The organism is Streptomyces sp. NPDC088197 (assembly GCF_044741185.1).
Classification (GTDB): Bacteria; Actinomycetota; Actinomycetes; order Streptomycetales; family Streptomycetaceae; genus Actinacidiphila.
On record NZ_JBIUSD010000026.1, the window covers coordinates 21,690 to 33,888 of the forward strand.

A 12,199-nucleotide genomic window follows, 5' to 3' on the forward strand; every position below is an offset into this window, starting at 1 on the left:
TCGGGCCACGCCGCACCCGCGTCCGCGTACCCGCACACCACCCGCCTTCGTACGACCAAGGAGACCCCCGATGGCTGAGCTGTTCCCACGGCTGCGCCACGTCTGCGACCTGGACGCCGCCTACCTGCGCGAATACTCAGGACTGCACGACGAGTACGACGGCACGATCGTCGACCTGTCGCCTGCCGGGGTGGCCTCGGCGCTGGCCGCGCTGGGCGGTCCCGCGCTGGACGACGCGCACGACGAAGCACAGCTCGCCGCCACCGAGAACGCGATGCGGACCCGGTTCGGCCGTATCCGTCAGCACCGCTGGGACCCCTGGGTCCACATCGAGGCGCTGGACCTGTCGCCGTACGACCGGCCCTACGACGACGAGGCGGTACGCGTGCGGGCCAGGCGCCGCCACCTGCGGCTCTGGCCGGACGCCGTGGACAACGCGATCGAGGCGCTGGACGAACTGTCGTCCTCCGTCGCCGGGATGTTCCTGCCCGCGGCGCGCGGAATGGCCGCCGAGGTCCGCGCCGACGACGGCGAGGACGGCGTACGCGCCCTGGCCGCGCTGGAACGGCTGACCGCCCACCTCGAACGCGCGGCGCGCGAGGCCGCTCCGGCAGCGGGACTCGGCAGGGCCGACCTCACCGCGCTCCTCGGCTGCGAGGACCGCGTCCCGGTGGACCTGGACGAACTGGCCGCCATGGCCGACAGCGAGTACGCGCGGATGAGCGACATCCTGGACGACGCCGCGGCCCGGCTCGACCCCGCGGGCGCCGACGACCCGGCCGCCAGGACCCGGCGGCTCAGCGCCCGGGTGCGCGCCGACCACGGCGACTTCCCGCGCATCCTCGCCGACACCCAGGCCCAGGTCGCGCTGGCCGCGCGCTTCGTGCGCGAGCGCGAACTGGTGCCCGTCGTCGACGAGGCGTGCGTCATCGAACCCAGCCCGCCCGCGCGGAGTTGGGCCGCGGGCCGGGTGAGCTGGACCGCGCCGTGGGAGACGCGCGGCCACTCGCTCTTCCACGTGACCGGACCCTCGCCGCACTGGTCGCTCGACGACCACCGCGCCTGGCTGTCCCGGTTCAACCGGCCCGCGATGGCCGTGATGGCCGTCCACGAGATCGGCCCCGGCCACTGTAGCCACGCCCTGATGATGGGCAAAGTCGACCGGCCGATCCGCAAGACGCTCTGGTCCGAGCTGTTCTTCGAGGGCTGGGCGCACTACGCCGAGGAGATGATGTGGGAGGAGGGCTACCAGGACGACAGCCCCCTCTACCAGTTCGGCATGGCGCAGGAAGCCATGATGCGGGTCGTCCGCGTCCAGGCCGCGCTCGGCATCCACACCGGCGCCCTCACCCTCGACGACGCCATCGCCCTCTTCGAACGCAAGGCGTTCCTGGCGGGACCGGCCGCGCGGGCCGAGGCGCTGCGCGGTGTGTGGGAGCCGACGTACATCCGCTACACCTGGGGCAAGGTCCTCATGCGGCGGCTGCGCGACCAGGCGAAGTCCGCGTGGGGCAGCGGCTTCACGCTGCCGCGTTTCCACCGTGAGCTGATGGCCTTCGGCTCCCCGCCGGTCGGCCTGGTGGCCTCCGCGATGGGCATCGGCCCGGCGCCGCTCCCGCAGCCGGGTCCTGGCGCACCGGCGGACCAGGGGAGCGGACCGGCATGACGGCGGGCCAGCGGCCGGTCGTGGACCGGGCACTCGAACAGGGGCGGAAGGACTCCGCCCACGGCGGCACCGCCATGGTCTCCGCCATGCACCCGGCCGTCGCCGACGCGATGCTCGACGTCCTGCGGCGCGGCGGCAACGCCATGGACGCGGTGCTCACGGCCGTCCCCCTGCAAGGCGTGGTCGAACCGCAGATGACCACCCTGGCCGGTGGCATGTCCGTGCTCTACTACGACGCCGCCCGGCGCGCTTACGACTACATCGACGGCGAACTCGACCACACCCGCGACAGCCCGCCGGTCTCCGCCACCTGGGACCACTACGTGACGGTGGACGGCGCCCTCGGCGCCTCCTCCGGCCGCCGCGTCGCGGTCCCCGGCGCGGTCGCGGGCATGCACCTGGCCATGGAACGCCACGGCAGCATCCCCTGGGCCGACTACTTCGCACCCGCCGTCGAGGTCGCCGCCGCCGGCTTCCCGATGTACTCCTTCCTGTACGGCGAGGCATTCGAGGCCGCTGCGGGCCGGTTGGCGGCGCACCCGTCGGGCCGCGCCGAATTCCTGCCCGACGGCCACGTACCGCCCGTCGGGGAGCGGCTGGTCCGCCCGGCACTGGCCGAGACGATGCGGCGGATCGCCGCCGACGGCCCCGACCACGTCTACCGCGGCGCGTGGGCGTCGCGCTTCGTGGCCGCGGTCCGCGAGACCGGCGGCACCGTGACCGCCCGCGACCTCGACGACTACACCGCCCGCGCGAGCCGCCCGGTGCGGCGCGCCTACCGGGACCACGAGATCGTCGGCGCCCCGCCCCCGTCGTCCGCGGGCGTCCTCATCGGCCTCGTGCTCGGCATCCTGGAACACTTCGACCTGCCCGCCCTGGGCCACTACACCCGCGACGCCGAAGCCCTCGAAGTGCTCCGACGCGCCATGGCGTTCGCCGAATTCTTCACCGAGCGCTTCGTGAAGGACCCGCTCTCCTTCGACGTCCCGGTGGACGAACTCCTCTCGCCCGACTTCACGGCGTCGCTGGCCGCGCTGATCCGCGGCAGCACCCGACGCGACCCGGCGCCCGCGAGCGGCGGTACGGTCTGGCCGCCCGGCGCGCCGCACACCCACAACACCGACCACGTCGTGGCGGTGGACGGCGCGGGCAACATGGCGTCGCTCACCCACAGCGTCTACGGCACCACCTTCGGCACCGGCCTGGTCGTGGACGGCGTCCACGTCAACAGCGGCAACAGCTTCCCCGGCACCGGCGACGGCGACGGGCGGCGCGTCCTGTCGCCCTTCCCGCCCACCATGGTCGCCCGCGCCGGAACCCCGCACCTGGCCCTCGGGTCACCGGGCCTGTCCGCGCGCGCCACCGCGATCGTCCTGGCCAACCACCTCGGATACGGCCTCGACCTGGCCGAGTCGATCGACGCGCCGCGCTTCCAGGGCGTCCAGACCGACCAGCCGTTCACCGTCGAGGCACGGGTCGACCCGCGGGTGCTCGACGCGCTCGCCACCCGCTACGGCGCCGACGTACGACTGACCACCCCCTACTTCTGGCACTTCGGATCCGTCCACGCGGTGGAAGTCGACGCGGACGGCCACCGCCACGGATACTGCGACCCGCGGCGCCCGGGACGGGCCACGGGATGGTGACCGACCTGCCCGAACAGCCGCCCAAAGCAACCGACTTGGGACGACAGGAGACGCACGTACCCATGGCAGAGGACACCGAAGTCCCCGTACCGGCCCCCAGCGAGAACACCAAGTCACCCAGCTACATGGGGCGCATCCTCAACTTGCTGGAGCAGTCCGTGGTCGCCGAGGGCGCACCGCTGACCCTCACCGAACTGGCGGCGGCGGCCGACGCGCCGCTGTCCACCGTGTCCCGGCTGACGGCCCAGCTCGTCACCTGGGGCTTCCTCAACGAGACCACCTCGCACCGCTTCGTGCCCGGCCGACGGCTCGCCGCCATGGCCGCGGCCGTCAGCGAACACCTCTACAGCAACGACCGCCTCCAGCAGGCCACCCGGCTGCTCACCGGCGTCACCGGCGAGAGCACGACCGCCGGACGCATCGTCGGGAACAGCATGTTCATCATCGCCCGCACCGAGTCCGAGCAGCCGCTGCGCGCGGTGAACCGCATCGGCGAGTTCATACCGCCCGACAACTCCGCGCTCGGCAAGGCCATCATGTCCCGGCTGCCCCGGGCCCGGCAGCTCGCGCTGCTGCGCGGCGCCGACGTGGCGGACCCCGAGGCCACGCTGGAGAAGATGCAGCCGGAGCTGGAGGAGGCCAGGCGGCGCGGCTACGCCGTGGACGAGGAGACCTACAGCGTGGGCCTGCGCTGCCGGGCCGCCGCCGTCGTCGGCCCCGACGGCGTCGCGGTCGCCGGACTCTCCATCAGCGGACCCGCCGCCCGCTTCACCCTCGACCTCGCCGAAGGAGCCGTTCCCGCGCTGCGCCAGGAGGCGTCCGCGATCGGCGACATGCGGTGACCCCCGCCGGGGCCGGGGACACCGTCCCCGGCCCCGGCGACGACAAGAACCCGAGCACCGATCCCCGTATCAGTACCCGTATCAGCAAGGAGACACAGCGGATGAGCGACACCACAGCCACCGGTACTCCGGCCGCGCAGCCCGGCCACACCGTCGAGACCGTCCCCGTCACCCGCGTGGACAACGGGCACGACCTCGCGCTCACCGTCCACCGCCTGACCGGCGCCCGGCCGGGGCCCACCCTGGTCGCCTTCGGCGGCGTCCACGGCGACGAGGCCATGGGACCCGAGGAGATCCGCAGGTTCGTCTCGTCGGTCGACCCCGCGGAACTGGCGGGCACGATCGTCGCCGTACCGGTGGCCAACCCGTACGCGTACGCGGCGATGTCCCGCTTCACCCCGCAGGACGGCCTCAACCTCAACCGCATTTTCCCCGGCGACCGCAACGGCTCGGTCACCGAGCAACTGGCCGCCGTACTCGCCGAGATCATGCTCCAGGCCGACTACTTCGTGGACTTCCACTCCAGCGGCCTGTACTCCACGGTCGAGTACTCCTACATCATGGACGACGGCCGGGAGATGGCCACGTCCTTCGGCGCCGCGCTGCTCTACCACCACGAGCCCTACGAGGGCACCTCCAACGCGTGGGCGATCAAGAACGGCATCTCCTCGACCGTCTGCGAACTGGGCGGCGGCGGGCAGCTCACCGACGCCTTCCTCGACAAGGCCGTACGCCAGGGCCGCAACATGCTCAAGGGCATCGGCATGCTGGAAGGCGCCCCCGAGGCGATCGTCGAGCAGCAGACGGTGATGACCGAACTCGTCACGCTGCGCCCGACCAAGGGCGGCACGATGATCTCCCACTTCACCCCTGACCGGCTCGGCGAGGTCATCAAGGGCGGCACGGTGCTGGGCGAGGTCGTGGACCCGTACACCTTCGAGACGCTGGAACAGCTCGTCGCGCCGTACGACTCCAACATCCTGGTGCTCAGCCGCGAGGGCTACTCCCGCACCGCGCCGGGCGACTACGGCTTCATGGTCGGCAACGCCGGCACCACGACCACCGTCGACGAGCTGTTCGGCGCCTGAGCGCGGGGGCGCGAGCCAGCGGGCGACGGGTGTAGCGGAGACGAGGAGCGGCGTACCGGCATGGACATCAGACACGTCCACGTGGTGGACCCCGAGAGCGAACAGATCCTCAGGGACCGGCGGATCACCCTGGAAGGAGACCGGATCACCGCCGTCACGGCCGACACCCCCGACCCACTCGCGCCCGGCGACGTGGACGGCACCGACCTGTACGCGGTCCCCGGCTTCATCGACTGCCACGTGCACGTCACCTCGGTGACCGCCGACGAGTGGGCCGACACCGGGATGGCGCCCAGCTACGTCACCGCCCACGCGCTACGGGAACTGCGCGCGATGCTCGAACGCGGCTTCACCACCGTCCGGGACGCGGGCGGCGCCGACGCCGGGCTGGCCGACGCCCTGGACGAGGGGCTGGCGCCAGGACCCCGGCTGTACGTGTGCGGCAAGGCGCTGTCGCAGACCGGGGGCCACGGCGACCTGCGCCCCCGTGGCCGTTACCACGCCGACGACCATCCGGCCGTGCCCGGCATCGGCCGGATCGTCGACGGACCCGACGCACTGCGCACCGCCGTACGCGAAGGCGTACGGTCCGGGGCGTCGTTCGTGAAACTCATGCTCTCCGGCGGGATCTCCAGCCCCACCGACCGGATCGACACCCCGCAGTACAGCGAGGAAGAGATCCGCGCGGCGGTCGACGAGGCCGCGCGGGCGGGCGTCTACTGCGCCGGGCACGCCTACACCCCGCAGGCGGTGGCCCGCGCGCTGCGCCTGGGCGTACGCACCATCGAGCACGGCAATCTGATCGGCCCGGACGAGGCCCGGCTGTTCGCCGAGCACGACGCGTACTACGTGCCGACGCTGGTGACGTACACGGTGCTGGCGCAGGAGGGTCCGCTCCACGGGCTTCCGCCCGCGAGCACCGCCAAGGTCGCGGCCGTCCGGGACAGCGGCCTCACCGCGCTGGCCCACGCCCACGCCGCCGACGCCCCGATCGCCTTCGGCACCGACCTGCTCGGCGCGATGCACGTCCACCAGTCGCGGGAGTTCGCGCTGCGGGCCAGGGTGCAGCCGGGCTGGGCGGTGCTGCGCAGCGCCACCACCACCGGCGCCCGGCTGCTCGGCGCGGCCGGTGAACTCGGTGTGCTCGCGCCCGGCGCCCGCGCCGACATCGTCCTGACCCGCCACAACCCCGCTGTCCACGTCGAGCGGCTGGCGGACCCGGAGGCCGAGGTCGCCGCCGTCTTCTCACGGGGCCGCCTCGCGGTACGCCGCTAGGCGCCGCCAGGGCCCCGGCGCCGCACGCGGCAGCACCATCACACGAGACAGGGAGCCGTATGCACCACCCACCGCACCTCACCAACCCGACCCGCGCGTGCGGGAGTTCGAAGGTCTTCCCGGTCGGCCTTGGCGGCATGCTGCTGTCCATCGAGGGGCGCCCGGACCGCGCCCGCGCCACGGCGACGATCCACACCGCGCTCGACGCCGGAGTGACCCTCATCGACTCCGCCTCCGCCTACCACACAGGTGCCGACGAAGTAGGGCACAACGAGACGCTGATCGCCGACGCGCTGGAGAGCTGGGACGGCGACGCCTCCGGAGTCACGGTGGTGACGAAGGCGGGCCGGGTCAGACCGGGCGACGGGCGGTGGCTCACCGACAGCAGCCCCGACCACCTCGTCCGCTCGGCCGCCGCGTCCCGCGACCGGCTCCGCCTGGACCGTATCGAGCTGTTCTTCCTGCACGCCCCCGACCCGGTGGTGCCGATCGCCGACTCGCTGACGGCGCTGCTCCGGCTGGTCGCCGACGGGACCGTCACCTCGGTCGGTGTCTCCAACGTCACCGTCGCCGAACTCGATCAGGCACACGAGCTGTTGGGTGACGCCCTCGTCGCCGTGCAGAACGAGTTCTCACCCAGCGCCGTACAGCACCGCGCGGTACTGCGCCGCGCGGAGGAACTCGGTCTGGCGTTCCTGGCCTGGCGGCCGTTGGGCACCATCGGCACGAAGGACGACGAACTCACCGCCGCCTTCACCGAGATCGGCCGCGCCCACGACGCCAGCCCGCAACGCACCGCGCTGTCCTGGCTGTTGTCCACCAGCCCGGCGCTCATCCCCATACCGGGCGCCCGCCGCCCGGACACGATCCTCGACTCCGCCCGCGCCGCCGAACTGCACCTGGGGGAGGACGAAGTGAGCCGACTGGACGCGGCGGTCGCGAGCCGCGTGCCGTCCTAGGGAAGAGGTGTTCCGAAAAGGCCGCGCCTCAGGAGTGGGGCCGCGCCATCCGTACGACCGCGGTCCCGCGCTGGAGATCGACGGTCGTACGGTTCGCGGGCGCGCCGTCCTCCTCGTCGTCCCGCAGCACGAGGGCCGACTGCCGCTCCTTCAACTCGTTCTGCTTGCCCGGCGAGAAGCTCGCGTGCAGCATCTCGAAGCCGGTGGACGAGATCTGCCCCTGGCGGCCAGGGCCGCGCCACGGCAGGATTCCGGCCCGCCCGGCCCGCATGAGTATCTGATCGGCGAAGGCCACCAGGGTCAGCAGGATGACCAGACCGGGCAGGGTCATGAAAACGACGAACGTCATGCCCCCAGTATCGCCGTCCGGGCGCCGGTGATCCATGGGCCGGCAGGGGCCGGTCCGGCCCGCGCGCCACCTCGTCGGCCGCGCGAGGGGTCCGGCGGGAGGCTCCCTCTGAGCATGGTGCTGGGCGGTCTCGTGACCGCGGGGACCGCTCACGCCGATGTGGCACCAGGGGTGTCGATCGACCTCGGCGGCGCGGGCGGCGGCGACTTCATCGCGGACACCGGCACCGGCGGCAGGCCCGACACCATTCCCGCGGGCGCTTCCAGCTTCCCGAACTGGGGACGGACCGTGGCCCACCCGATCCCCGCCGACATCTGGAACACCTCACGCGTCGGGGACTCCTCCTACAGCGTCCCCGGTCTCACGCCGGGCGCCGACTACCAGGTCCGTCTCTACTTCATGGACTGGTACTACACCCACTCCGGTCAGCGTGAGTTCGACGTCACGATCGACGGCGCCAAGGTCCTGACCGACTTCGACATCATCGGCGCGGCCGTGGCGGCGGGCGCGGACGGCCAGGAAGCCTTCGGCGTCGAGAAGGACTTCCCCGTCACCGTGGACGCCTCCGGCATCCTCTCCCTCGACTTCACCCGCGGCTCCGCCAACCAGGCCCAGGTCAACGCCATCGTCGTGACGCCCGCGAGCTGACGACCCGCCTCCGGCACGCATCGTCCACGTGATCGCGGTCGGCCGGGTGGTGCCTCGATGGCGGGTCCGGCCCGACCGCGCTGCCGTACGGGGGACCGGGACCCCGGTCCGGCTACGGGCGGCGGCGGGGCTTGCCGCGCTTCGCGCCGCCCGTACCGCCGCTCTTGCCGCCCTTGCCTCCGGCACCCCGGCCCGGCGCGGGCTTGCGGCGCGCCTGCGACACCTTGTCCGGGCGTTTGTCCTTCGCCTTGTCCTTGGCCTTCGCGGCCTTCGCCCCCGGTGCGGACCGCTCCGGGAGCGGCCGGCCGCGCGTGCTGTTGACGGTGCGACCGCGCACGATGCCGATGAGGTGTTCCACCAGATCCGTGGTCTCCTCCTGCGGCCAGGACAGGGCGACGCGGGACTCGGGCGCGTCCGGGACCGGCCGGTAGGTGAGGTCCCTGCGGTGGTGCAGCCGCGCGAGCGACTGGGGGACGATCAGCAGGCCCACACCCGCCGCGACCAGTTCCACGGCGTCCGCCGTGGTGGCGGGCCGCTCCTTCGCGGGCCGCCCCGGCGGCGTCTGCCAGGTGAGGGTGTCGTCCAGGGGACGCAGCACGATGTCGTCCGCGAGGTCGGCCAGCGACACCTCGTCGACCGCCGCGACCGCGTGGTCCTTGGGGACGACGACCACCGTCGTCTCCGTGTAGAGCGGGATCGCGCTGAGGTCCGCGCCGTCGACCGGCAGCCGTACGAATCCGGCGTCCGCGCCGGACCCGCCGCCGTCCCGCAGCGCGCCGAACGCCTCGGCGGCGGGCACCGGGACCAGGGTGAGCGGGACCTCCGGCAGTCGCTCGTTCCAGATCCGCACCCACTTGGTCGGCATCACGCCCGGAACGTATGCGAGCCGGAACGAAGGAGGTACTTCCGAACCTGTCACCCCAGCAGGTTATCCGCTGGTGGTCGGAGGTGGCGCACGCGCTCGTTACCCTTGACGGCATGACGTCGCAGCAGACCGCCCAGACCATGAAGCCCGCGACAGCGGCGAAGAAGCTGGGTGTGTACCTCCAGGCCACACCCGCCGAGTTCCAGGAGGGTGTCGTCTCGCGCACCGAGCTCAACGCGCTCCAGGCCGATCCCCCCGAGTGGCTGGTGGAACTGCGGCACAACGGACCGCACCCCCGCCCTGTCGTCGCGTCCAAACTCGGCGTGTCCATCGCGGGTCTCGCGCGCGGCGGCGTGACCGAGGCGCTCACCACCGAGGAGATCGAGGCGCTGAAGCGGGACCAGCCGCAGTGGCTGGTCGAGGAGCGTGCCGTGCAGGCGGAGGTCCGCAAGGAAGCGGTGCGGATCAAGGAGAAGAACGCGGAGCGCGCCGCCCGTACCCGCTGATCTTTTTTCCCGCTGACCCGTACCCGCTGACCTTTGTCCCCCGACCTTTGTCCGCTGACTCCGGCGCGGATTCGTTGACCACATATTGACCAGTGGTAAGAACGGGGTCCATCATCGGTGCGTCGCCGAACACCTCGGCGTCCGGACGCCGAGACACCGGCACCCGCCCCGCGCGGACAAGACTGGTGGGCCCATGGTCAGCAGCGAGAGCCGCTGGGAGAAGCGGCAGCGGATCCGTACGCACCTCCTCGACCTCGTCGAGGAGACCGCGACCGGACGACCGCTGCCCGGTGAGCGCCAGCTCTGCGAGACCCTGGAGGTCTCCCGCCCGACGCTGCGCTCGGTGATGGACGACCTGGTGCGCGACGGACTGCTGATCCGGGCCCACGGGCGCGGCGTCTTCGTCGCCGAGGACAAGGTCGCCCAGCGCCTGGGGCCGGCCGCGGGGCCGGGACCGAGCCTGGGCGTCGGCGGTGTGGACGGCGCGTGGACCAGCCGCACCGTGGAGTTCACCGCCATGGCCGCCGGACCCAGGATCGGCCGCCGCCTCGGCGCCGCCCCGGCCGACCGGATCCTGCGGATCGCCCGGCTGCGGCTGGTCGACGGCGACCCGATGTGCGTCGAGACGCTGCACGTACCGACGGCGCTGGTCCCCGGCCTCACCGCCCACGACCTGGAGACCGACTCCTTCTACCGCCTGCTCGGCAGCCGGTACGGCATCCTGCTCACCCGCGCCTCACAGCTCATCGAACCGACCGTGGTGGACGAGGCCGAGGCCGAACTGCTCGGCGTGCCCGTCCACACCCCGGCCCTGCTCTTCGAACGCGCCGCCAGGGACGCGGACGGGCGCGTCGTGGAGTTCACCCGCTCCGTCTACCGGGGCGACCGGTACCGCATCCTCACCGAACTGTCGCTCGCCCCCGAGCCCGACAGCGGACGCGTCCTGGGCGGCTCCTGGTCGGCGGCCTCGCGCGTACCGGGCGCCGACACCCTGGTCCTCGACCCCTACTGGAACGACAACGGGTAGCCCCCGCGCCCACCCACGACTCCTCCGTCACCCCCCACCCCGCGCCGCCGCCCCCGGCCGACGCGGCGCACCCCCACGCCCCGAAGGGACGGATCATGCTTCGTCGCAGGCTCATCCTCGCCACGGCCGCCGCCTGTTCGGCCGCCCTCGCCGGTGCCATGGCCGCGGGCGCCATGACGACCGACAGCGGTACGTCCGGACCCGGTACGTCGGCCGCCGCGTCGAGCGGCGCCGCCCACCGGCCGCCCGCCGCCCGTACCGCCGCCTCCGCCGTACAGCTACAGACCTGGCTCTACCCCGGCTCCGCAGGCGACTCCACCTGTACCGCGCCGAGCGAATACGCCGACAACCGGGTCAAGAACGGCGCGCTCAAACCCGAGTACTGGAGCGTCACCGGCAAGGGCAAGGTCAGCCTGGAGACCACGGCCGCCGGGCTCTGCAACACCTACAGCGCCTCCAACGTCGCCGACCTCAAGGCGCACTCCGCCTACCAGTACCCGACCGTCTCCGGCATGACCACCGCCGACGTCCACGCCCTGGTCAGCAGCAGTGCCAACCGGAGCGACGCCGTCTCGCAGCTCACCTCCTTCGTGGTCACCAACCAACTCACCGGCGTGGACGTCGACATGGAGGACTACTGGTCCTGGAGCGCCGCCGACTTCACCAACTACAAGACCTTCCTCGGCCAGCTCGCGACCTCCCTGCACGCGCAGGGCAAGAAACTCGTGGTCGACGCGCCCGCGATGACCGAGGACGCCGCCTTCTACGACTACGCCGCCGTCAGCGCCAAGGGCGTCGACGAACTGGACATCATGGCGTACGACGAGGAGTTCGACACCGCGCCCGGCAGCCGCTGCCTGCCGATCACCCCGCTCGCCTGGCTCAAGCAGGTCACGCGGTACGCGCAGAGCAAGATCCCGGACCCGTCGCGGCTGGTCATCGCCCTGCCCTCGTACGGCATCAGCGCGCCCGACCCGTGCGACCTGGACGCGGTCACCGGCAACATCCAGTTCAGCGACATGAAGCACAGCCCCGGCTTCTCGGCCGACCCGAGCACGATCGCCGCCCGTCGCGACGCCTCTTCCGGAGAGATCCGCTGGGTCTCCGGAGGAAAGCTCTACGACTACGTGGACAGCACCGCGCTCAACTCCAAGCTGGCGGTGCTGACCTCACTGGGCGTCACCAAAGTCTCCGTCTGGTCCCTCGGCGGCGGGAACCCCTGGTTCACCGGGTGACTCTCCGTCAGTGCGGGTGAAGCGCGCGACCCGCGGGACCGGCCCGAGTCCGGTTCCGCGTACGCCGCCTGACGCGCCCTCATAGGGCACTCG

Annotated in this window: 12 protein-coding genes; 10 read left to right on the forward strand and 2 right to left on the reverse strand. The window is 72.4% G+C overall.

Going from position 1 to position 12,199, the window contains the following annotated elements; translation table 11 throughout:
• Window positions 1-70: 70 nt before the first annotated feature.
• The 6 genes from ACIOC1_RS34475 (at window position 71) to ACIOC1_RS34500 (ending at window position 7,476) form a co-directional block, all read left to right on the forward strand.
• Window positions 71-1,666: a DUF885 family protein gene (locus tag ACIOC1_RS34475; RefSeq protein ID WP_401858390.1), complete on the forward strand. Its 1,596-nt coding sequence runs from the start codon at window positions 71-73 to the stop codon at window positions 1,664-1,666.
• A complete protein-coding gene (locus ACIOC1_RS34480) occupies window positions 1,663-3,312 on the forward strand; it encodes a gamma-glutamyltransferase family protein (protein WP_401858393.1) in 1,650 nt (549 codons plus the stop codon). The genes ACIOC1_RS34475 and ACIOC1_RS34480 overlap by 4 nt, the downstream gene beginning before the upstream one ends.
• Window positions 3,313-3,374: 62 nt before the next feature.
• Window positions 3,375-4,154 carry an IclR family transcriptional regulator gene (locus tag ACIOC1_RS34485; protein WP_355348430.1) on the forward strand — a complete coding sequence of 260 codons (780 nt, stop codon included), beginning with the start codon at window positions 3,375-3,377 and terminating at the stop codon, window positions 4,152-4,154.
• Between the two features lie 101 nt (window positions 4,155-4,255).
• Complete coding sequence (locus ACIOC1_RS34490; protein WP_355348433.1) at window positions 4,256-5,242, forward strand: M14 family metallopeptidase; 987 nt, start codon at window positions 4,256-4,258, stop codon at window positions 5,240-5,242.
• 60 nt (window positions 5,243-5,302) lie between these two features.
• Window positions 5,303-6,517: an amidohydrolase family protein gene (locus ACIOC1_RS34495; protein ID WP_401858398.1), complete on the forward strand. Its 1,215-nt coding sequence runs from the start codon at window positions 5,303-5,305 to the stop codon at window positions 6,515-6,517.
• A 59-nt stretch (window positions 6,518-6,576) separates the two neighbouring features.
• Window positions 6,577-7,476, forward strand: a complete 900-nt coding sequence (locus ACIOC1_RS34500) for an aldo/keto reductase (protein ID WP_401858401.1) — start codon at window positions 6,577-6,579, stop codon at window positions 7,474-7,476.
• A gap of 28 nt (window positions 7,477-7,504) precedes the next feature.
• On the opposite strand, the gene ACIOC1_RS34505 is transcribed toward ACIOC1_RS34500, so the two are convergent.
• Complete coding sequence (locus tag ACIOC1_RS34505) at window positions 7,505-7,825, reverse strand: DUF6191 domain-containing protein (protein WP_401858404.1); 321 nt, start codon at window positions 7,823-7,825, stop codon at window positions 7,505-7,507.
• Between the two features lie 132 nt (window positions 7,826-7,957).
• Here ACIOC1_RS34505 and ACIOC1_RS34510 point away from each other — a divergent pair, with 132 nt between their 5' ends.
• The gene (locus tag ACIOC1_RS34510) at window positions 7,958-8,473 is read left to right on the forward strand and encodes a malectin domain-containing carbohydrate-binding protein (protein ID WP_401858407.1); all 516 of its coding nucleotides are present in this window, start codon (window positions 7,958-7,960) and stop codon (window positions 8,471-8,473) included.
• Window positions 8,474-8,585: 112 nt separating this feature from the next.
• Here the strand turns inward: ACIOC1_RS34510 and ACIOC1_RS34515 are convergent, their stop codons facing one another.
• Window positions 8,586-9,392: a LysR substrate-binding domain-containing protein gene (locus ACIOC1_RS34515; protein ID WP_401858410.1), complete on the reverse strand. Its 807-nt coding sequence runs from the start codon at window positions 9,390-9,392 to the stop codon at window positions 8,586-8,588.
• A gap of 59 nt (window positions 9,393-9,451) precedes the next feature.
• On the opposite strand from ACIOC1_RS34515, the gene ACIOC1_RS34520 reads away from it, so the two are divergent.
• The 3 genes from ACIOC1_RS34520 (at window position 9,452) to ACIOC1_RS34530 (ending at window position 12,106) form a co-directional block, all read left to right on the forward strand.
• Entirely contained in the window at window positions 9,452-9,844 is a 393-nt protein-coding gene (locus tag ACIOC1_RS34520) for a DUF5997 family protein (protein ID WP_391161785.1), read from the forward strand.
• Window positions 9,845-10,037: 193 nt separating this feature from the next.
• Window positions 10,038-10,871 carry a GntR family transcriptional regulator gene (locus ACIOC1_RS34525; protein WP_401858413.1) on the forward strand — a complete coding sequence of 278 codons (834 nt, stop codon included), beginning with the start codon at window positions 10,038-10,040 and terminating at the stop codon, window positions 10,869-10,871.
• A gap of 95 nt (window positions 10,872-10,966) precedes the next feature.
• Entirely contained in the window at window positions 10,967-12,106 is a 1,140-nt protein-coding gene (locus ACIOC1_RS34530; protein WP_401858416.1) for a glycosyl hydrolase family 18 protein, read from the forward strand.
• The last annotated feature ends 93 nt before the right edge of the window (window positions 12,107-12,199 follow it).